General features: G+C 69.7%; 18 protein-coding genes. 7 read left to right on the plus strand and 11 right to left on the minus strand.

Annotated features, from left to right (window positions below):
* Nucleotides 1-438: 438 nt before the first annotated feature.
* Nucleotides 439-3,123, minus strand: a complete 2,685-nt coding sequence (ppdK, locus tag ASG72_RS00290; protein ID WP_056707355.1) for a pyruvate, phosphate dikinase — start codon at nt 3,121-3,123, stop codon at nt 439-441.
* A 222-nt stretch (nt 3,124-3,345) separates the two neighbouring features.
* A complete protein-coding gene (locus ASG72_RS00295) occupies nt 3,346-3,837 on the minus strand; it encodes a YcgN family cysteine cluster protein (protein WP_056709805.1) in 492 nt (163 codons plus the stop codon).
* A gap of 278 nt (nt 3,838-4,115) precedes the next feature.
* On the opposite strand from ASG72_RS00295, the gene ASG72_RS00300 reads away from it, so the two are divergent.
* From ASG72_RS00300 to ASG72_RS00310, 3 genes are all read left to right on the plus strand, one after another.
* Nucleotides 4,116-6,314 (plus strand): PBP1A family penicillin-binding protein, encoded by a 2,199-nt coding sequence (locus tag ASG72_RS00300; protein WP_244488643.1) that lies wholly within the window; start codon nt 4,116-4,118, stop codon nt 6,312-6,314.
* A 71-nt stretch (nt 6,315-6,385) separates the two neighbouring features.
* Nucleotides 6,386-6,961: a DUF1214 domain-containing protein gene (locus ASG72_RS00305; protein WP_056707363.1), complete on the plus strand. Its 576-nt coding sequence runs from the start codon at nt 6,386-6,388 to the stop codon at nt 6,959-6,961.
* 11 nt (nt 6,962-6,972) lie between these two features.
* On the plus strand, nt 6,973-7,635 hold the full coding sequence (locus tag ASG72_RS00310) for a hypothetical protein (protein WP_082539965.1): 663 nt from the start codon (nt 6,973-6,975) through the stop codon (nt 7,633-7,635).
* Between the two features lie 21 nt (nt 7,636-7,656).
* Here the strand turns inward: ASG72_RS00310 and ASG72_RS00315 are convergent, their stop codons facing one another.
* Nucleotides 7,657-8,406 carry a hypothetical protein gene (locus ASG72_RS00315; RefSeq protein ID WP_056707367.1) on the minus strand — a complete coding sequence of 250 codons (750 nt, stop codon included), beginning with the start codon at nt 8,404-8,406 and terminating at the stop codon, nt 7,657-7,659.
* Nucleotides 8,403-8,615 carry a hypothetical protein gene (locus ASG72_RS00320; RefSeq protein ID WP_056707370.1) on the minus strand — a complete coding sequence of 71 codons (213 nt, stop codon included), beginning with the start codon at nt 8,613-8,615 and terminating at the stop codon, nt 8,403-8,405. The genes ASG72_RS00315 and ASG72_RS00320 overlap by 4 nt, the downstream gene beginning before the upstream one ends.
* A 177-nt stretch (nt 8,616-8,792) precedes the next feature.
* Between ASG72_RS00320 and ASG72_RS00325 the strand changes: the two genes are divergently transcribed.
* Nucleotides 8,793-9,929: a DUF2336 domain-containing protein gene (locus tag ASG72_RS00325; RefSeq protein WP_056707373.1), complete on the plus strand. Its 1,137-nt coding sequence runs from the start codon at nt 8,793-8,795 to the stop codon at nt 9,927-9,929.
* Nucleotides 9,930-9,950: 21 nt separating this feature from the next.
* Here the strand turns inward: ASG72_RS00325 and ASG72_RS00330 are convergent, their stop codons facing one another.
* From ASG72_RS00330 to ASG72_RS00340, 3 genes are read right to left on the minus strand one after another with little or no spacing between them, the layout of a single operon-like run.
* Nucleotides 9,951-10,283 (minus strand): DUF1491 family protein, encoded by a 333-nt coding sequence (locus tag ASG72_RS00330; protein WP_056707375.1) that lies wholly within the window; start codon nt 10,281-10,283, stop codon nt 9,951-9,953.
* 25 nt (nt 10,284-10,308) lie between these two features.
* Complete coding sequence (locus tag ASG72_RS00335) at nt 10,309-10,881, minus strand: hypothetical protein (RefSeq protein WP_056707379.1); 573 nt, start codon at nt 10,879-10,881, stop codon at nt 10,309-10,311.
* Nucleotides 10,882-10,897: 16 nt separating this feature from the next.
* Complete coding sequence (locus ASG72_RS00340; RefSeq protein WP_056707381.1) at nt 10,898-12,676, minus strand: HAMP domain-containing sensor histidine kinase; 1,779 nt, start codon at nt 12,674-12,676, stop codon at nt 10,898-10,900.
* A gap of 380 nt (nt 12,677-13,056) precedes the next feature.
* Here ASG72_RS00340 and ASG72_RS00345 point away from each other — a divergent pair, with 380 nt between their 5' ends.
* Nucleotides 13,057-13,356, plus strand: coding sequence for a hypothetical protein (locus ASG72_RS00345; protein ID WP_056707385.1), 300 nt, complete (start codon nt 13,057-13,059; stop codon nt 13,354-13,356).
* Between the two features lie 91 nt (nt 13,357-13,447).
* The gene (locus ASG72_RS00350; protein WP_056707389.1) at nt 13,448-13,873 is read left to right on the plus strand and encodes a SufE family protein; all 426 of its coding nucleotides are present in this window, start codon (nt 13,448-13,450) and stop codon (nt 13,871-13,873) included.
* A gap of 45 nt (nt 13,874-13,918) precedes the next feature.
* Here ASG72_RS00350 and ASG72_RS00355 read toward each other — a convergent pair whose 3' ends face one another.
* The 3 genes from ASG72_RS00355 to ASG72_RS00365 form a co-directional block, all read right to left on the minus strand.
* Nucleotides 13,919-14,719 carry a DUF6456 domain-containing protein gene (locus ASG72_RS00355; protein WP_056707391.1) on the minus strand — a complete coding sequence of 267 codons (801 nt, stop codon included), beginning with the start codon at nt 14,717-14,719 and terminating at the stop codon, nt 13,919-13,921.
* The gene (locus ASG72_RS00360) at nt 14,716-15,075 is read right to left on the minus strand and encodes a helix-turn-helix domain-containing protein (RefSeq protein WP_056707394.1); all 360 of its coding nucleotides are present in this window, start codon (nt 15,073-15,075) and stop codon (nt 14,716-14,718) included. Before ASG72_RS00360 ends, ASG72_RS00355 begins: the two co-directional genes overlap by 4 nt.
* A gap of 236 nt (nt 15,076-15,311) precedes the next feature.
* A complete protein-coding gene (locus ASG72_RS00365) occupies nt 15,312-15,728 on the minus strand; it encodes a MucR family transcriptional regulator (protein WP_056707398.1) in 417 nt (138 codons plus the stop codon).
* Between the two features lie 358 nt (nt 15,729-16,086).
* On the opposite strand from ASG72_RS00365, the gene ASG72_RS00370 reads away from it, so the two are divergent.
* Nucleotides 16,087-18,261: a S9 family peptidase gene (locus ASG72_RS00370; RefSeq protein ID WP_082539966.1), complete on the plus strand. Its 2,175-nt coding sequence runs from the start codon at nt 16,087-16,089 to the stop codon at nt 18,259-18,261.
* Here the strand turns inward: ASG72_RS00370 and ASG72_RS00375 are convergent, their stop codons facing one another.
* Nucleotides 18,262-19,692: a hypothetical protein gene (locus ASG72_RS00375; protein WP_056707404.1), complete on the minus strand. Its 1,431-nt coding sequence runs from the start codon at nt 19,690-19,692 to the stop codon at nt 18,262-18,264.
* Between the last annotated feature and the right edge of the window lie 83 nt (nt 19,693-19,775).

The following is a 19,775-nucleotide window of genomic DNA, read 5'->3' on the forward strand; positions in this document are numbered from 1 at the left end:
GCCCAGCCCTGGTCTTGTAGCGATGTGTGGTGGATCTGAATCGTACCGGCGGATAGAGCCGCAGGATAAATGGCCAGAACCCGGCCGCATCTCGTCTTACATGGGATGGGCTAGCACAATTTGCAACGCGGGTCCAGCGGAAGCGCTGGTTCGTCATTGCGAGGAGCGTTGGCGACGAAGCAAGCCAGGGGGGCGTAGAGCGCTACGATCTGGGTTGCTTCGCTAACGCTCGCAATGACGGGTGTACGTCATTGCGAGGAGCGCAGCGACGAAGCAACCTAGGGCCCGTAGAGCTCGACGCGCTGGGTTGCTTCGCTGCGCTCGCAATGACAGGGCCGTCATTGCGAGGAGCGTCAGCGACGAAGCAACCCAGGGGGCGGCAGAGCTCGACGCGCTGGGTTGCTTCGCTCACGCTCGCAATGACAGCGGAACCCGCTCTCAGCCTTCCTTCTGCTTCACCGCGCCCAGCGCCGCCTGGGCGGCCGCGAGCCTGGCGATCGGGACGCGGAAGGGGGAGCAGGAGACGTAGTCCAGCCCGACGCTCTCGCAGAAGCCGATCGAGGCTGGGTCGCCGCCATGCTCGCCGCAGATGCCGAGCTTGATGTCCGGCCGCGCGCGGCGGCCGCGCTCGGCGGCGAGCTTCACCAATTCGCCGACACCCTCCTGGTCGATGGTGACGAAGGGGTCGTTGGCGAGAATGCCCTTGGCGGTATAGGAGCCCAGGAAGGAGCCGGCATCGTCGCGGCTGATGCCGAGCGTCGTCTGGGTCAGGTCATTGGTGCCGAAGGAGAAGAATTCGGCGCTCCTGGCGATCTCCTCCGCCATCAGCGCCGCGCGCGGCAGCTCGATCATGGTGCCGACCTGGTAGGTCAGCTCCACCCCGCTCTCGCCGATCACCGCCTTGGCCATGGCGTCGATGCGCGCCTTGACCAGGTCGAGTTCGGCCACGCCCATGACGAGCGGCACCATCACCTCCGGGATCACCGGCTTGCCGGTCTCGCGCGCGGCGATCACCGCGGCCTCGAAAATCGCGCGGGCCTGCATCTCGGCGATCTCGGGATAGGCGATGGCGAGGCGCACGCCCCGGAAGCCGAGCATCGGGTTGAACTCGTGCAGCTCGGTGGCGCGGTGCTTCAGCGCGTCCGGCGTCACGCCGAGCGCGGCGGCGACGGCGGCGATCTCGGCCTCGCCATGCGGCAGGAATTCGTGCAGCGGCGGATCGAGCAGGCGGATGGTGACGGGCAGCCCCTGCATGATGGTGAAGAGCTGGACGAAGTCGCGGCGCTGCATCGGCAGCAGCTTGGCCAGCGCCGCGCGGCGCCCGGCATCGTCATGGGCGAGGATCATCTCGCGCATCGGCTGGATGCGGTCCTCGTCGAAGAACATGTGCTCTGTGCGGCACAGGCCGATGCCCTCCGCGCCGAACTCGCGTGCCGTGCGCGCATCCTCCGGCGTCTCGGCATTGGCGCGCACCGCGAGGCGGCGGACCTTGTCGGCCCAGCCCATCAGCGTGCCGAACTCGCCCGAGAGTTCCGGCTGCTGCATCTTGATCTCGCCCAGCATGACCTGGCCGGCCGCGCCGTCGATGGTGATGAAGTGGCCGGCCTTGAGCACGGTCTGGCCGACGCTCATCGTGCCCTTGGCGTAATCGACGCGGATCTGCCCGGCGCCCGAGACGCAGGGCTTGCCCATGCCGCGCGCCACCACCGCCGCATGCGAGGTCATGCCGCCGCGGGTGGTGAGGATGCCCTCGGCCGCATGCATGCCGTGAATATCCTCCGGGGAGGTCTCGACGCGGACGAGGATGACCTTGCGCCCGGCCTTGCGGGCGTTCTCGGCATCGTCGGAATTGAAGACGATCTCGCCGGCCGCGGCGCCGGGCGAGGCCGGCAGCCCGGTGGTCAGGATGCGGCGCTCGGCCTTGGGATCGATCATCGGGTGCAGCAGCTGGTCGAGCGCGCCCGGCTCGATGCGGCCGACGGCCTCTTCCTGGGTGATCAGCCCTTCCTGCGCCAGCTCGACCGCGATGCGCAGCGCGGCCTTGGCTGTGCGCTTGCCGGAGCGGGTCTGCAGCATCCAGAGCTTGCCCTCCTGGATGGTGAATTCCATATCCTGCATGTCGCGGTAATGCCGCTCCAGAATGCCGTAGATGCGGCAGAGCTCGGCATAGGCCTCGGGCATCGCCACTTCCATGGAGGGCTTGTCGGAGCCCGCCTCCTTGCGCGCCTTCTCGGTGATGTCCTGCGGGGTGCGGATGCCGGCGACGACGTCCTCGCCCTGCGCGTTGATCAGGAACTCGCCATAGAGCGCGCTCTCGCCGGTCGAGGGGTTGCGGGTGAAGGCGACGCCGGTGGCGGAGGTGTCGCCCATATTGCCGAACACCATCGACTGGACGTTGACGGCGGTGCCCCAGGCGGCCGGAATATTGTTCAGCTCGCGATATTTGATCGCGCGGGCATTCATCCAGGAGGAGAAGACGGCGCCGACCGCCCCCCAGAGCTGGGCCTCCGGATCCTGCGGAAAGTCGCTGCCGAGCGCCTTGCGGACGATCTCCTTGTATTTGCCGACCAGCATGCGCCAGTCCTCGGCGCCGAGATCGGTGTCGAGATGCAGGCCCTTGCGCTCCTTGTAATCCTCGAGCGCCTCCTCGAAATGGCCGTGATCGACGTCGAGCACGACGTTGGAATACATGGTGATGAAGCGGCGATAGCTGTCCCAGGCGAAGCGATCATCGCCCGAGGCCTTGGCGACGGCCTCGACCGTGACGTCGTTGAGCCCGAGGTTGAGCACCGTATCCATCATGCCCGGCATCGAGGCGCGCGCGCCCGAGCGCACCGAGACCAGGAGCGGGTTGGCCGGGTCGCCGAAGACCTTTCCGGTCAGCCGCGCCATCTCGTCCAGCGCCGCCTTGGCCTGGGCGTCGAGCTCGGGCGGGAAGCGCTTGTCGTTGTCGTAATACCAGGTGCAGACTTCGGTGGTGATGGTGAAGCCGGGGGGCACGGGCAGGCCGAGATTGCTCATTTCGGCGAGGTTCGCGCCCTTGCCGCCGAGCAGGTTCTTCATGCCCGCCTCACCTTCGGCCTTGCCATCGCCGAAGGTGTAAACCCATTTCCCACCAGCCATCGTTCAAGCCTTTTCCGGTTCGAGCCAGCGCAGCAACGCTATTGCACTGCAGAAGTTTCCTGTGCGGTGCATTCATCGACCGCCTCCGCGAGGGGCGGCGATGTCGCGCGGTCATGCCCAAAACCGGGAGAACAATCAATCTGCGGCGCCGCCGCGCGCCCTCTCCCGGGCCGGTGCGGCGCGGCGGCGCAGAACTATTAGAGACCGGCGCCGCGGGCCCGACTAGCGCGTACCGCGCGCCGCTTTCGGCCAGCGCAGCGGCCATTTGACGATGCGGTCCGGCAGATCCTCCTCGTCGATCTCGCTCTCGCTGGCATGGACGCGGCCGCGCACGGAGACGCCCGCCGCGACGACCGTGTCGGGATCGCCCGAGACGAGCGGATGCCACCAGGGCAGGTCGCGCCCCTCCGCCACCAGCCGATAGGCGCAGGTCGGCGGCAGCCAGGCCAGGCTGCGAGCGGTCTCCGGCGTCAGGGTGACGCAGTCCGGCACGGTCTGCGAGCGGTTGGCATAGTCGCGGCAGCGGCAGGAGCCGGCATCGAAGAGGCGGCAGCCGACATCGGTGGCCAGGATCGCGCCGGTATCCTCGTCCTCGAGCTTCAGCAGGCAGCAGCGGCCGCAGCCGTCGCAGAGCGATTCCCATTGCTCGCGGCTCATTTCCTCGAGCGGAATCCTGCGCCAGAACGGGGCAAGGGCTGCGTCATCTGCGGTCATGCCGGCGCTTATGCCCGGGATATGGGGCGGAAGGAAGCCGCGCGCCCGGAGGCTTTGCGCCATAATCGGCCAGGCCTGGCAGGCATGGTTCCTGCTCCCGGATTCTTTCGCGGCCGAAGCGTGGCGAAAAATTGTTCGGCGCGCGGAACTTCAACCGCGGCAAAACGTGATTAGCTCGATATTGCCAACTCTGCCCTCACACGGCAGGACTTCTGTCGCAGCTGAAATGAGGGGCCGGGTCGGCAATGGAATTCCGCAAGGCAGGCTGGGGCACACGGATGAGGCGCTACGCCCTCGCCGTCGATTCCTGGGTCGATGCTGGCCTCTGGAACGCCGCTCGCCGCGCATCCGACCTGCATGAGCGCCTGCGCAGCTTCGCCGACCGCTTCACCGTCACCGGCGGCAAGCGGCTGGCCGCGGAATTCGCGAGCGAAGGGCTGAATATCGGCATCGCCGGCGCGCTGGTGATGCTGATGCTGGCGATCCCGTCATTCCAGGAGGGGCGCGAGGACGCGCTGAAGAACCAGGTCTTCGCCGTGACCTTCCTGGACCGCTACGGCTCCGAGATCGGGCATCGCGGCGCCCGCCACGACGATTCCCTGAAGCTCGAGGAGATGCCGGACCATCTGATCAAGGCGGTGCTGGCGACCGAGGACCGGCGCTTCTACGATCATTTCGGCATCGACGTGATCGGCACGCTGCGGGCGGTGACGGTCAACGCCCGGGCCTCGGGCGTGGTGCAGGGCGGCTCCTCGCTGACGCAGCAACTCGCCAAGAACCTGTTCCTGACCAATGAGCGCTCGCTCGACCGCAAGATCAAGGAAGCCTTCCTGGCGCTCTGGCTGGAATATCGCCTGACCAAGAACGACATTCTGAAGCTCTATCTCGACCGGGCCTACATGGGCGGCGGCACGTTCGGCGTCGCCGCGGCAGCCGATTATTATTTCGGGAAATCGGTGAAGGACGTCTCGCTGGCCGAGGCCGCCATGCTGGCCGGCCTGTTCAAGGCACCGACCAAATACGCGCCCCACGTCAATCTGCCGGCGGCCCGGGCCCGCGCCAACGACGTGCTCAACGCCATGGTCGATGCCGGCTTCATGACCGCCGGCCAGGTCGACAGCGCCAAGCGCAACCCCGCCACCCCCGTCGACCGCAAGCGCGGGGCGAGCCCTGACTTCTATCTCGACTGGGCCTTCGACGAGGTCACCCGCCTGGCCGGAGAGGGCAAACTCGGGCCCGAGCGCGTGCTGACGGTCAAGACCCCACATGATCCGGCGATCCAGGCGCGCTCGGACGAGGCCGTCGAGAGCATCCTGCGGCAGCATGGCGCCGGCTACCGGGCGAAGCAGGCGGCGGTGACGATCCTCGATCCGGACGGAGCGGTGCGCGCCATCGTCGGCGGCCGCGATTATGGCATCAGCCAGTTCAACCGCGCGACCTCGAGCCTGCGCCAGCCGGGCTCCTCCTTCAAACCCTTCGTCTATGCGGCGGCGATGGCGGCGGGATTGTACAGGCCGAACACGATCGTGACCGATCGGCCGGTCTGCATCGGCAATTGGTGCCCGAATAATTACGGACGGTCCTTCGCCGGCTCGATGCCGCTGACCGTGGCGCTGGCGAAATCGATCAATACGATCCCGGTGCAGATGTCGATCGCGATCGGGCGCTCCGCCGGCGAGACGCATGAGGCGCGCGCCGCCCGGATCGGCCGCAACAGGATCGTCGAGACCGCCCGCGCCATGGGCCTGACCACGCCTTTGACCGACACGGTCTCGCTGCCGATCGGCGCGGCCGAGGTGACGGTGATCGACATGGCGGCGGGCTATGCGGTCTTCGCCAATGGCGGGCGCCGGGCCCGCCCCTATGCGGCGCTCGAGATCCGCAACTCACAGGGCGAGACGATCTACAGCCATGAGCGCGACGAGCCGCCGGCCGCGCAGGTGCTGAGCACCCAGGTGGCGCAGGACATGAACGCCATGCTGGTCAAGGTGCCGACGGAAGGCACGGGCCGCCGGGCCGCGCTCGACGGCGTGGTCACCGCGGGCAAGACCGGCACCACCAACGGCTACAAGGACGCCTGGTATGTCGGCTATTCCGGCAATCTCGTCGGCGCCGTCTGGTACGGCAACGATGATTCCTCCGAGACCGCGAACATGACCGGCGGCTCGCTGCCGGCGATGACGTGGAAGGAGATCATGCAGTTCGCCCATCAGGGCCTGGAGACGAAGCCGCTGCCCGGCGTGACGCCGCCCGATCAGAAGGGCGTGCCGGTGGCCAGGAGCCAATCCCCCGCCACGGCTGCGGCCGCACCCGCTCCCGGTCCCGGCGCCGGGCACATGCCGCGGCAATCCTTCGAGGTGCTGACCTCGGTGGGGAGCATGTTCAAGGCGGTCGAGCCGCCGCGCGCGGCGCGGCTCTCGGTCGAGGCGGGGCTGCGCGAGGTCCCGCCGACCGGGCGGGTCACGGCGCTGCGCTGACCGCCCGGTTGACGCCACCGGCCGCGCTGGTTCAACTCAGGGCTTCGCCCCCCACCGGATCGACCAGGCCCGTGCGCGTCCTCAGCCTCGCTTACGTGATCGCGCTCGGCGCCGGAATCGGCCTGGCCTCGGCGCATTACGCCGTCGCGCATCGCCCCGTGGTCGGGCTGGTGAAGATCGGCGCCTGGCAGACCTGGCCGAGCAGCGGCGGGCGCGACATCGACCCCTATATGCGCGCCTATCTCGCGCGCGGCGTCCACCTGCCGCTCGGCGCGGGCGAAGGCGTCGAGCTGGTGGCCGAGGCCGATGATACGGGCCAGGAGCTCGATGGGCGCTGCCGCTACCGCATCGCCGGCACCACGCCGCCGACCAGGGCCTGGACGCTGACGGTCAATGATCTGGAAGGGCGCGTCTTCGGCCCGCCGGTCTCGCGGACCGGCTTTACCGACCAGGAAATCGTCCGGGACGAGAGCGGCATGATCGCGATCGTCGCGGCCTCCGCCGTGCAGCCGGGCAATTGGTTGCCCCTGCCCGGCAACCGGCGCTTCGCCCTGCGGCTGCGGCTCTACGACACGCCGCTTTCGGGGCAGGCCGGGGAGCTGCGCCCCGACATGCTGCCCCGCATCAGCCGGGTCGATTGCGGATGATTGCGACGCCCATGACAGCGGATCCGGCACAGGATGCGCCCCCTCCCCCGCCCAAGGCAGGCGCCACGGGCCGCCGAGGCGGGCCGCTCTCCCGCCTCGGCCCCCTCACCCGGCTGGGCGGAGCCCTGCGCGGCTGGCTGCTGGCGACGCTGGCCGGGCTGGTGCTGGCGGGGATCGTGCACATCGTCACCATCCTGCTGATCCCGCGGCTCTCCGAGAGCGACGCGGCCAGCGCCTATCTGCTGCTCGGCGCCACTGGCCGGACGGAGCTGGTCACCGGACCCGGGCGAGGGCTGGCGGAGCTGCGCGATGCCGACCCGGCCGTGGCGACCGCGGCCTGCAGCTATGATCTGTCGGGCGGCCCGATGCGGATCGTCGCCCGCACCGGGCCGGTGCCGCTGGGGCTGACGCTGCACCGGCGCGGCGGCGGCGTGCTCTACGCCGTCACCGATCGCGCGGCGATCCGCGGGGTGATCGAGTTCATCCTGCTGACCGAGGAGCAGCTGGCCGAGCGGCTGACGCGCGACGGCGACGGCCAGGCGGTGCGCGAATTGCGGATCGTCTCCGACACGCTGGAAGGGCTCGTGGTGGCGCGGGCGCTGGCGCAGCGCCCCTCCGACCGCGCCGATGCCGAAGCCTCGGCGGCGAGCGTCGAGTGCGGCCTGGCGGAGTGACGAAGCGGCGTCCCCGCCGCCTCAACCCTTGGCGACGATGGGCACCGGCGGCTTGACGATGCCGTGCAGCGACATCTTGCACAGGGGGCCGATCTCGGCCTCCAGCGCCATGATCGTGCGCTCGCTCTGCAGAGCCTCGCGGGAGGGCATCTCCACCACGAGATTGGCCAGCGCGTAGCGGTAGCTCTCGAGGCGGAAACCGACCCGCTCGCAGACCCAGAGTACCAGCCCCTCGTTCTCGAGCACGCGGGCGAGCGCCGGGTCCTGCTTCTCCGGCGGTACCATCGGCGAGGTTTCGAGCGTGCGCAGCCTGACCTTGTCGGCGGCGACGACGCGCTGGGCATTGCCGCGGAACGGCGTGATCAGCAGCCGGTCGGCATTGGCGTCCTCCGCCAGACGCGCATAGCGCGAGGCCTGCGAGGCGTAGGAGCCGGAGGTCAGCGCGTTGTAATAGGCGGCGACGTCGCTGGACTGGGCGGATGTCGGCACGATGCGCGCATGGGCGAGCGCCGACAGCTCGGCGGCGAAATAGCTCTTCTCATGCGCGGGCATGATCAGCCGCCAGGCGCGGTCGCGCAGCTGCTGCTCGTCATCGGTCAGGCGGAAATAGGAGGCGGCCTCGCCCCGGGCGGTCGCGGACCAGAAGCCGATCTCCGGCGCCACGATCTGGTTCCAGATCGTCGGCCGCGGCCGGCCGAGATCGCCGGTGCAGGCGGCCAGGGCGAGCCCGAGCGTCGCCGCCGCGACCCTGCCTGCCGACCCGCGAATCAAGCGGGTGTCCTGGCTCTCTGGGCGCGCCCGGTCGGCCGCGCGGCGCGGCGCTTGGGCTGCTCCTTGCGTTCGGCCGCTGCGGGCTCGGCATGGCGTTCATAGCGGATGCCGGTGAAGAACAGAATGGTCGCAGGAGTATCGGCGAGGGTCGTCGCCGGCTCGGCGGCTGCGGAGCGAGGGCGCGGCGCGAAGGGAATGACGACGGACATGACGCGCCTCCTGGTTGCGCCGGTTTCGGGTCGGAGCTGGCCCGGAGCTGTGCGAGCACCTCGCCGCCGACGCCCAGGCCCTCCTAGACCTGCATCAAGAGCCGACATGGTTAACGCCAAATTAAAGCCTCGGGGATTATTGCTGACTCGTCCCGATTTCCCCGCAGAGCAGCGTTCATGCCCGGTCGCATCTCCTCAGAACTCGCCCATCTCGCCCGCCTCGCCCGCGATGGCGGGCTGGATCTCAGCCAGGTTTCGCTGCGGGTGAAGGCGGATCTGCTGCTGTCGACGCCGCAGCCGGCGCCGGACGACATCGCCGCCTTCGAGGCGATGGCGTCGGCGTCGATCCCCGTGATCGACGAGGCGACGGCCGTCATTCTCGCGACCAAACTGGCCGGCTGGCGCCATCTGCCGGCTTCGGTGCTGGCCGCCCTGCAGGCGCGCGGCGGCCCCGTGCTGGCGGCGCTGCTGCGCCACGGCGCGCCGGTGACGCAGGCCGAGATGGAGACGCTCGCCGAACATGGCGCGCCCGATACGGCCGCCGCTCTGGCCGAGCGGCCCGATCTCACCTCCGCGACCATGCTGCTGCTGGTGGAGCGGGACGAGCGCGCCGTCGATCTCGCCTTGATCGCCAATCAGAAGGTCGTTCTGCCGCGCGCGGCGGTCGACCGGCTTATCGAGCGCGCCCGCGCCGATGCCGCCTATGGCGCGGCCCTGCTGGCGCGCCGGGATCTCGGCCCCGCCGAGATCGCGCCGCTCTTCCTGCAGGCGGGGCCGGACCGGCGCGCCGCGATCATCGATTCGCTCGCCGCGATCGAGGCGATCAACGATGGCGACCGCCGGCGCAGGACGCTCGAGCCGGACCGTCTGGCGGGCTGGCTCGACATGGCGGCGGCCGATCCGCCGAGCGCCTTCGGCGCCGTCGCGGACCATCTCGGCTTCGGGGCCGGGCTCGCCGAAGCCATGGAGGCCGATCGCTCGCGCGATCTCGTGGCGCTCGCGCTGGTGGCCGCCGGCGCGCGTGTCGAGGATGCGACGCGCTTCCTGATCAGGCTGGGCGACGAGGCGGCCCATTCCGTCGACCGGATCTTCGCGCTCGTGGCGCTGATGCGGCTCGTCCGGCCGGGGGTCGCGGAGCGGGTCGTGATGCAGGTCGCCGGGGCCCAGCCGCAGCAGACCACGCGGCGGGGCCGGCATCAGCCGGCGATGGACCCGTCCGGCACGCCGGTTCGGCCGGGCGCCAGCCAGCCCGAGAGCCACGCGGCGATCACGGGGATCATGCGCACGCTCGGCCTGCGGCGCGACCGGGCCTGACCGAAGCTTCGGCGGGGAAGGCTAGTCGACCAGGTCCAGGCGCGGATCCCCGGCCCGGTTCTCGATCTCCACCAGCCAGAGATCGGGGTCGAAGCGGCGCTCCTTCTCGACCCGCTCCTCCACCGAGGCCGGATCGGATTGCAGAATCAGCTGGAAGCGGCGCCGGCCCGTCTCGTCCGCCAGAGCCTGCGGGGCGGGGCCGTACAGAGCCGCCGTGCCGTCGAGCCGGTCCAGCTTGACGAAGATCGCACCCGCCTCCTTCGCACCGCGACGGCGCAGCACCGCGACGAGCCCGTCCAGCGCCGCCTGGCGCAGAAAGGCGGAGACCCAGAAATCACTGGTCAGCCTGGCCATGGCGGCCCAGCCTCGCCGGCCGCGCTCAGTTCTCCACCGGCTTGCGGGCCGGAGCCGGGCGGCCGGCGCCGCGGATCTCGGCCGGCGGGCGCATGTCGATGCCGTTGATCAGATCGGCGATCGGATCACGCGCAACTGCGCGGGCGGGCGTCACGGCCGGCGCCGGTGCCGGTGCCGGCGCGGCGGCGCGCTGCACCGGAGCCACGGGCGCAGGCGGCCGGAGCGGAGCCTCGCGGCCAGCGGGGGCGAAATCCTGGGGCCGCGCCGGGGGAAACGGAGCCGATGTCCCTTCCGGCTGCACGGCCGCCGCCTGAGGCGGCTCCGCCCGCCGCTCGACCGCGCGCGGCGGCGGGGTGACCGCCGGCGCCGAGACGATCGGGGCGGGGTGGCGCACCGACTGGAACAGCAGCGCATTCGCCAGGATCGCCCCGGCGATCGCCGAGAAGGCGACGAGGGTCAGCGTCCGGCCCGGGCGCTTGGCCGCGAGCCGTCCCAGCCGCGTGAACAGCGCCGGCTTGCGGCGCGGCTTCTGCGGGCGCCGCGCCGGAGCGGACAGCGTGGCATGGCCATGGGAGCGGGCGGCGATGGTCGCGGACATGAAGCGGCACTCTCGATCAGGCGGTCAGGCGGATGGGTTCTTTGGCTTCGAAGGCGCGGCGCGGCGCCCTCGCATAGGTGGTGATCGGCACGGGCTGGGCGTTGCTGGCGGCGCCGGCCACGGGCAGGCGCACGCACACCCTGGTGCCGGTCCCGGGCGCGCTCTCGATCGTCAGCTTGCCGCCATGCAGCCCGACCAGGCCGCGCACCACGGAGAGGCCGAGCCCGGTGCCCTCATGGGTGCGGTTATACGAGCTGCGCGCCTGGAAGAACGGCTCGCCCAGCCGGGGCAGGTCCGAGGCCGCGATGCCGATGCCGGTATCGGCGATCGACAGGTCGATCACATCGCCGTCCCGCACCACGGCCAGCACGACGCGGCCGCCGGCGGGGGTGAATTTGACGGCGTTGGAAAGCAGGTTGATCAGCACCTGCTTCAGGGCCCGGCGATCACCCATGACGGCGGGCAGCTCCGGCCCCAGCACCTGCTCCAGCGCGACCGAACCGGTTTCGGCGCGCAGCGCGATCAGCGAGCAGCACTCCCTGGCCATCGCCGCCATGTCCAGCGGCTCCCGCTCGATCGTCATGGCGCCGCTCTCGATCTTCGAGATGTCGAGCAGGGTGTTGACGACATCGAGCAGGTGATGCCCGGATTCATGGATGATCCGGGCATAGTCCAGCCGCTTCTCGGCGGTCAGGAAGTCCTGCGGCCCGGTCAGGATTTCCGAGAAGCCGATGATCGCGTTCAGCGGCGTGCGCAGCTCGTGACTCACCGTGGCCAGGAACTGCCCCTTGATGTCGCTGGCCTTCACCGCCTCGGCATGGGTGCGCGCCTGCTCCGCTTCCAGAGCGAGCCTGGCCGTGACGTCGCGCATCACGCTGACCACCACCACGCCGTCGCCGGCGGCACCGTTCTCGATGCGATGGGCCTGCATCTCCAGCCAGAGCGAGACCGGCGCGCGCGGCGCATCGGCTCCGGCTCTGGGCAGGAACAGCGTGCGGAAGGTCGCACTGGCCTGGCCCTTGCCATGGGCCGCCTCGCTGAGCGCGGTCAGGAATAGCGGCCGATCGGCGATGTGAACGCGCTCGAGCAGACCGCGTCCGAGCAGTTCGTTCGGCTCCGCCCCCGCCAGGTTCAGCGCCGCGGCATTGGCGTTGACGACCGAGCCGCCGGCGTCGTGCCAGGTGACGAGGTCGCCGACCGTGTCCAGCAGCAGCCGGGCCCGGGCCGCGGTCGCCTGATGGGCACGCGCCTGGCTGTCGCGGCCGCGCAGGATCCAGAAGCCGAGACCGCCGGTATAGGCGATGGCGAGCGCGGCGAGGACCAGACCCGTGCCGGCCGACCAGGACGCCTCCCCGTTGCCGGGGCCGACGCCGTCGAGCGCGACCACCGCTACGAGTCCGGCCAGGGCGATCGCCATGGCGCGGCCGATGGCTGCGCAGGATCCGAGCAGCATCGCCTCCGCCGGAACCAGAGCGAGCGCGAATAGCAGTGGCGAGGCGACACCGCCCGTCACGCCTGCGAGGATGCAGATGGCGAGGCTCATGGCGGCGGCGGAGACGCCATGGGCGAGGCCGAAGCGGGCGGTGCGGGAGAGCAGGACCACGGCCAGGAGCGGCAGCGAGACGGCGACGAGCAGCCCGGTCTCGACGGCGCCGAGCGTGCCGCGCCAGGCCAGATAGGCCGGCGCCAGCCCGAGGCCGAGCGCCCCTATGGCCAGACGCGACAGGATGAACCGTTCATGGCGGGACCATTCGGGGCTCGAGGGCAGGACGCTGGCGTGGATTAGCTCCGCCACCTGTGTCCTGATCGCCGCTATCGTCATGGGAAAACGCAACGCAAAACCTCTGCGGGCCGAGCCGCCCGTGTCGGAAACGACCATGCGCGGGCCGGTTTAAGCGGGATTTAAGCCGGCGGCGTCCGGCGGCCTGCGGCGGGCGGGCGGCTCGGTCAATTCTATAGATATTTCAACGTCTTGACTGATCTCCCGTCGACGGTACGAGTCCGGCGGATTGTTCCGGCAGGGTGAATGGATGCTGAAGATCGGCCGGCGCATTTGCCTCAAATCCGAGCAAACCGCCAAACCCGATCTTTCGGGTTGCAGGCTATGGTGCGGGCGTTGGAGAGATCAGCGGCCCGGCGCAGCGGATCGCGCCCGCGCCGAGACAGGGACCGGACATGGCCTATATCCTTCGCAGCATCGCCATCATCGGCGCCATCGCGTTGAATTCGCCCGTTCACGGCGGCAAAAGCGAGACGGCCGAGCCCCCCGCCCAGACACGGGAGCTGGCGCGCAAGCCCGGGCTGATCGCGGCGAAGGAGGCGATCGGCACCGCCGTCCACGGGGTGACCGCGGCGCGCGAGGCGGCGCAGATCATGGCCGGCCTCGATCCGGAGATCCGCGACCGGCTGCTCGGCCTGGCCGCTTCCGGCTTGAAGGCGCAGGCCGAAGCGGGAAAGACCGCCGCCCTGCGCTGAGCCTGCGACCGGACGGCGCTTGACGGCCGCGCCGGACGCGCCGAAGACGCTGGCTCGCGCCGCGCGACCGCGGCTCCCAGACAGACAGGCCATGAACCCCACACTCGACGAGATCATCGCCAATTTCGAGCTGCTCGACGATTGGGATGACCGCTACCGCTATCTGATCGAGCTCGGCAAAGGGCTGCAGCCCTTGCCCGAGGAGGCGCATAACGACGCCAACAAGGTCCGCGGCTGCGCCAGCCAGGTCTGGCTCGTCTCCTCGACCGAGGGCGCCGGCGCCGATGCGCGGCTCGATTTCGCCGGAGACAGCGACGCCCATATCGTGCGCGGCCTGGTGGCGCTGGCGCTGGCGATCTATTCCGGCCGGACCGCCCACGAGATCCTGGAGACGGACGCCTTCGCCATCTACGAGACGCTGGGCCTCGCGGCCCATCTGACGCCGCAGCGCTCCAACGGCGTCCGCGCGATGATCGACCGCATCAAGGCCGATGCGCGCGCCGCTTCGGCCGGCTGAAGCGAAAAGCGGCGTCGGGCCACACCCCGCCACGGGGCGATCGGCTCAGGCGGCGGGGATACCGGGCCGCGCGCCCTCGGCCAGCCAGTGATGCGCATGGGCGCCGGGCCCGCGCCTGGCCTGTGACAGCCCGTAATGCCGCTCCAGCGCCGAGAGGGCCAGGCGCAGCACGATCTTGGCCGAGCGCGCCGGCCATTGCCGCTCGCGCTCGATCTGATCGAGCCCTTTCAGAAAGCCGCAGACATCGATCGCGATGCCGGCGAGGTCCGTGCCGAGGCGCTCGCAGGCGAGCCGCACCCGCTGGCGCGCCGCCAAGGCCGCATCCGTCGCCGCAGCGGGATCGCGCGTTCCCGGCGCCCGGTCATCGGGCGAGAGGGCGGCGTCCCAGTTCATCGTGGTGCGCGGCAGCATGCGGGCCGTGGTCAGATCGGCCCGGAACCGCTCGCCGGCGGCGAATTCGCCCGGCGTCAATTGCGGCTGGCCGTCCTTGCCCTTGCGCCGATACAGCCAGAGCAGAGGGCTTTCGCGCTCGTCGACCAGCACCTGGCGGGTCTCTCCGGCGATCACCAGGCTGCGCGCGGCCAGCGCCCGTCCCTGCCCCTGCCCCGCGGCGAGTTCCAGCCGGCGGCCCCTGCCCTCCCCGGTCCAGAGCAGCAGCCCGTCGCGCACCAGCGCCTCCACCAGCTCCGCCGAGACATGCCCGGCCCCGAGGCTCGTCGCGCCTCTGGCGCGGTACAGCGCGATGCGGCCGCAGCCCAGCGGCGACTCCCGGCCGAAGGCGCCGGCCTCGCCCAGCAGCGTGAGAAGCCGCGCGGTCTCGCGCTCCCTGTCCGGCGTGCCCGTCATGACAGCACCGCGCGGGACAGCGTGCCGTCGAGGGCGATCAGGGCGGTTTCGAGGGCCGACAGGCCGATATCGCAGGCGGGATCGTCCCGCCGATCCTCGATCAGCGCACAGGCATGGCGCACCGTGGTGCGGTCGCGGCCGAAGCAGATGCCGACCCGGGTATAGGACAGGCCGAAGACGATATGCGCCAGATACATCGCGGTCTGGCGGGCGAGGGCGACCGGCCGGGGGCCGCGCCGCCGCTGCCTCAGACCCTCGCAGGGCGTCGCAGCGGCAGCGGCCGTGGCGACCTCGACGAGGCGGGCGCAGGCCGAAAAACCCAGATCGACCAGCGGATCAGTCTCGATGTCGTTCATTGTTTGTTCTCTCAGCGACTGCGGGCGGCACGGCGCCGCCCGGTGCTGTTATGAATAAATTCCTATAGTCGATCTGGCAAGACGAGGGTGGGCTATCCCCGCCCCAAAGGAGTCAGGAGCGTAAGGCTCCCCTCACCGGCCGGGGCCGGGGCCGGGGCAGCCGCGGCGGGCGCGCGGCCAGAATGCAAAAAGCCGCCGGCGGGGCCGGCGGCTTCGCGCTCTTCGGGATCGACGGCTCAGCGGCGCTTGCGGCGCTGCTGGCCCAGACCCATTTTCTTGGCCAGCTGCGAGCGGGCCTCGGCATAATTCGGCGCGACCATCGGATAATCCGGCGGCAGGCCCCATTTCTCGCGATACTGCTCGGGAGACATGTTGTACTGCGTGCGCAGATGGCGCTTCAGCGACTTGAACTTCTTGCCGTCCTCGAGGCAGACCAGGAAATCGGCCGTGATCGACTTCTTCACCGGAATGGCGGGCTTGGGTGCCTCCGCCGGCGCTGCGGGCGCGACGCCCCCGAGAACCCGGCTCAAGGCGGAATGAACTTCGCTGATCAGCGCCGGCAGCTCGCCGGCGGGCACGGAATTGTTGGATACATAGGCCGAGACGATATCAGCCGTCAGCTCGATGAAGTCGGCGCCCTCATTGTCAACCATCTCGTATATACTCCATTCTCTTGTTGTTGGACCAGCGTCCGATTAACGACCCGCCGTGTCATTCGTGGCGATGACAACGAGGATTTCCATGAGCAGGGGCCGGTCGAGAGCCGATACGCAGGAGAATCATCTTTAACAGGCTGATCATTATTGGATGTAGGCGAAGCTTATGAGAGCCGCAAGAGAATATCCACAGCTCGCAGCCATTTTGCAGGCACGTTAATTCATCACCGTAAGTTCTCACTGCCCATTATCCTGTCCATGCGGTAAACCTAACGCGCATTGGTTGTATTACCCCTCGATCATCCGCCGACCAATCTCCTTCTCTGCCGCTCAACCTGAAGTGCGATCCAACACTATGACAACCGAGTCCGCTGCAGTTTCATCCGAAAACGTGCGCCCCAAGGCTCCAAAACCGCCGGCGCGACCGGTTGAGCGTATCGTGCACGGCGCTGTGCTGAGAGATGATTATGCCTGGCTGCGGGCGGAGAACTGGAAGGAGGTTCTCCGCGATCCCGATACGCTGCCGCCGGCGATCGCCCGGCATCTGCGCGCCGAGAACAGCTATTGCCGCAAGTTGATGGAGCCGACGCGCGAGCTGCAACGCGATCTGATCAAGGAGATGCGCGGCAGGATCAAGGAGGACGACAGCAGCGTCCCCGAGCCGGACGGGCCGTTCCTCTACTATACGCGCTACCGCAAGGGCGGCGAGCATCCGCTGGTCTGCCGGAGGCCGCGCGACGCGCAGCCCGGCCGCAGCGGTCGGGCCGGCGAACAGGTGCTGCTGGACGCCGATGCCCTGTCGAAGGGCAAGGATTATTTCGACCTCGGCGATGCCGAGCACAGCCCCGACCATACGCTGCTCGCCTGGAGCAGCGACGAGGCGGGCTCGGAGCTACACGGCATCCGGGTGCGCAACCTGGCGACGGGCCAGGATCTCGACGACCGGGTCGAGGACAGCACGGGCGAGATCGTCTGGGCCCGCGACAGCCGCGCCTTCGCCTATGTCAGGCTCGATGCCGACCATCGGCCGTCCTGCGTCTATCTGCACAGGCTCGGCACCAGCCAGACGGAGGATGTGCTGCTGCATGAGGAGGCCGATGCAGGGATGTTCGTCGATATCGACCAGACCCAGTCCGGGCGGTTCCTGCTGATCTCGATCGGCGATCACGAGACCTCCGAGATCCGCCTGCTCGATCTCGCCGCGGCGGAGACCGAGCCACGCCTCGTCGCACCGCGGCAGGTCGGGCGGCAATACCGGGTTGAGCATCACGGCGACGAGCTCATCATCCTGACCAATGCCGACGAGGCCGAGGACTTCAAGATCGTCCGCGCGCCCCTCGACAACCCCGCCCCGGCGCAATGGATCGATCTCGTGCCGCATCGCGGCGGCCGGTTGATCCTGAGCCATCTCTGCCTGCAGGGGCGGCTGATCCGGCTCGAACGCGAGGATGGGCTGCCGCGCATCGTCATCCACGACCTCGCGAGCGGCGAGGAGCGCAGCATCGCCTTCGACGAGGAGGCCTATGGGCTGGGGCTGGACGCGGGCTATGAATTCGAGACGCAGACGCTGCGCTTCATCTACGCCTCGATGGCCCGCCCGGCCGAGACATTTGATTACGACATGGCGACGGGCGAGCGCGTGCTGCTCAAGCGCCAGGAGGTGCCGTCCGGCCATGATACCGCGGCCTATCGCGTGCGCCGCATCTTCGCGACCGCGCCGGATGGCCAGCAGGTGCCGGTTTCGCTGCTGCACAGGGCCGATACGCCGCTCGACGGCAGCGCGCCCTGCCTGCTCTACGGCTATGGCGCCTATGGCTCGGCGATGTCGGCCTCCTTCCGCATAAGGCCGCTGAGCCTGGTCGATCGCGGCTTCGTCTATGCCATCGCCCATGTCAGGGGCGGCACGGACAAGGGCTGGCGCTGGTATCTCGACGGCAAGAAGGACAAGAAGACCAACAGCTTCACGGATTTCATCGCCGCGGCGGGGGAGCTGGTGGCGCGGCGCTTCTGCGCGGCCGGGCGGATCGTGGCGCATGGCGGCAGTGCCGGCGGCATGCTGATGGGCGCTGTCGCCAACATGGCGCCGCAGCTATTCGCGGGCATCGTCGCCGATGTGCCCTTCGTCGACGTGCTGAACACGATCCTCGACGACACCCTGCCGCTGACCCCGCCGGAATGGCCGGAATGGGGCGATCCGATCCGCGATCCCGGCGCCTTCGCGACGATCCGCAGCTATTCGCCCTATGACAATGTCAGCCCGCAGGCCTATCCGCCGATCCTGGCGCTGGCCGGGCTCACCGATCCGCGCGTGACCTATTGGGAGCCGGCGAAATGGGTCGCGCGGCTGCGGGCGACCATGACGGGCGGCGGGCCGATCATGCTCCACACCAATATGGAGGCGGGCCATGGCGGCTCTGCCGGGCGCTTCGATTCGCTGAAGGAGACCGCGCTGTCCTATGCCTTCGCGATCCGCGCGGTGGGCGAAGCCTGGCCCGAGGCCACACTACACCCACCGGGCCGATCGGCCTGATCACAGGCCGAGCCGGCTCTTCTCGCTCGCCAGATAGGCCTTGAGCTCGTCCATCGAGGCGAAATCATAGTCGCCATCGGGGGTGCGGGCCCGGATCGAGCCGTCGGAATAGATGGTGAAATGGGCGTCGCCGACCTGATAGGCGCCGATCACGCCCTCATCGGAGCTGGCCGGCGCGTCGTCGCGACCCGGCTGCTCGTCCGCCGTCGCCGCGGGCTCCGCCACGGGTTCCGGCGCCTCCTCCGCCACCGGCTCCGGCTCCGGCTCCGGAGCGGGCTCCGGCGCAACGGGGGGCGCGTGATCGCGGCTCGGGGCGATGGTGACCTGCTCGGAGGCCGGCGGCGCGGGCTCCTCCCGCACCGATGGCAGCGAGGTCAGCCAGCTCTCGTCGCGCCTGACGGCCAGCATCCAGGCATCCGCGGGCTCCGGCTCCGGCTCGGCCTCCTCGCCAGGCTCCGGCTCCGGCCCGGCATCGTGGCCTGTGGTCGCCGCGGCGGGCATCGGATCGGCAAAGCTCTTCCGCAGCAGATCGAGCCCGTCGAAATCTTGCGGGTCCGGCGGCCGGTCTTCGCTACCTTCAGCCCTGTCCACGGCCTCTTCCGACGGTTGCGGCAGCTCGTCCTCATGCGGGCGCATTGCGGCCGCGATCGCCTCGGCGAAAGGATCCGACGCACGCGACGGCGCCGCCGCCTCGGGCCAGGAGGCGGGGGCCCAGCCATCCGCCGGCGCGAAGTGGTCCGGCTCCATCTCCGGCTCGCGTTCGGTTTCCGGTTCGCGCTCGGTTTCCGCTTCGCGCTCGGGGCTCGGCTCGGGCTCGTCCAGGCTCGGCTCGGGCTGGGGGCTCGGCTCGGGCTCCGGCGTCAGATCCGGCGCGTCCCGGTTCTCGTCATGCTGGAGCGGGAGCGGCTCCATCGGCGCGCTCACCAGGCTCTCCGGCTCGGGCGGCAGGCTGACTTCGGGCTCCGGACGGGCCGGCTCGCTGTCATGCTTCGTGGCGTCGGGCGGCGGGCTCGCCGTCCCGGCCATGGCTGCGACACCGGCACCGAGGGCGGCCCCTGCCCCTGCGCCCGCGCCGAGCGGACCCAGAGGAAACAGCCCCGCCGCACCCGAACCCGGCCGGCCGAAATCGGGCTCGGCCCGCTCGCCGAGCGGAGCCGATTCCGGCGCGACCTCGGTCAAGACCGGCTCCGGCAGCGGCCGGGTCGCCTCGGCAGGCACGGGAGCGCCCGTCCGCAGCGCCGTCTTGAGCCGCCTGATCTCGATCAGCACCCAGGCGAGACCGAGAATGACGAGCCCTCCCGTCGCGGCCGTGACCCCGCCCAGCACCTGCGTGAAGCCGCGCTCCAGGACGAGATAGGGAAGCCCGTCGACGATCGTCGCCAAACCGCCGCCGAGCAGCGCGAGCCCAATAATGATGAAGAGCGTAATCAATGTTTGTCCTATCCCAGCCACCGGTCGAGCGAAGGAAAATTCGCAAAGGTCGAAGCCTTACCGGACGTTATCCTGTAACGTAT

This window comes from Allobosea sp. Leaf344, assembly GCF_001426225.1.
GTDB lineage: Bacteria > Pseudomonadota > Alphaproteobacteria > Rhizobiales > Beijerinckiaceae > Allobosea.

Coding starts and splice junctions, on each gene's coding strand:
- ppdK (WP_056707355.1), bottom strand. CDS start 3,123: ATGGCTGGTGGGAAATGGGTTTACACCTTCGGCGATGGCAAGGCCGAA.
- ASG72_RS00295 (WP_056709805.1), bottom strand. CDS start 3,837: ATGACCGCAGATGACGCAGCCCTTGCCCCGTTCTGGCGCAGGATTCCG.
- ASG72_RS00300 (WP_244488643.1), top strand. CDS start 4,116: ATGAGGCGCTACGCCCTCGCCGTCGATTCCTGGGTCGATGCTGGCCTC.
- ASG72_RS00310 (WP_082539965.1), top strand. CDS start 6,973: ATGACAGCGGATCCGGCACAGGATGCGCCCCCTCCCCCGCCCAAGGCA.
- ASG72_RS00320 (WP_056707370.1), bottom strand. CDS start 8,615: ATGTCCGTCGTCATTCCCTTCGCGCCGCGCCCTCGCTCCGCAGCCGCC.
- ASG72_RS00325 (WP_056707373.1), top strand. CDS start 8,793: ATGCCCGGTCGCATCTCCTCAGAACTCGCCCATCTCGCCCGCCTCGCC.
- ASG72_RS00330 (WP_056707375.1), bottom strand. CDS start 10,283: ATGGCCAGGCTGACCAGTGATTTCTGGGTCTCCGCCTTTCTGCGCCAG.
- ASG72_RS00335 (WP_056707379.1), bottom strand. CDS start 10,881: ATGTCCGCGACCATCGCCGCCCGCTCCCATGGCCATGCCACGCTGTCC.
- ASG72_RS00345 (WP_056707385.1), top strand. CDS start 13,057: ATGGCCTATATCCTTCGCAGCATCGCCATCATCGGCGCCATCGCGTTG.
- ASG72_RS00350 (WP_056707389.1), top strand. CDS start 13,448: ATGAACCCCACACTCGACGAGATCATCGCCAATTTCGAGCTGCTCGAC.
- ASG72_RS00355 (WP_056707391.1), bottom strand. CDS start 14,719: ATGACGGGCACGCCGGACAGGGAGCGCGAGACCGCGCGGCTTCTCACG.
- ASG72_RS00360 (WP_056707394.1), bottom strand. CDS start 15,075: ATGAACGACATCGAGACTGATCCGCTGGTCGATCTGGGTTTTTCGGCC.
- ASG72_RS00365 (WP_056707398.1), bottom strand. CDS start 15,728: ATGGTTGACAATGAGGGCGCCGACTTCATCGAGCTGACGGCTGATATC.
- ASG72_RS00370 (WP_082539966.1), top strand. CDS start 16,087: ATGACAACCGAGTCCGCTGCAGTTTCATCCGAAAACGTGCGCCCCAAG.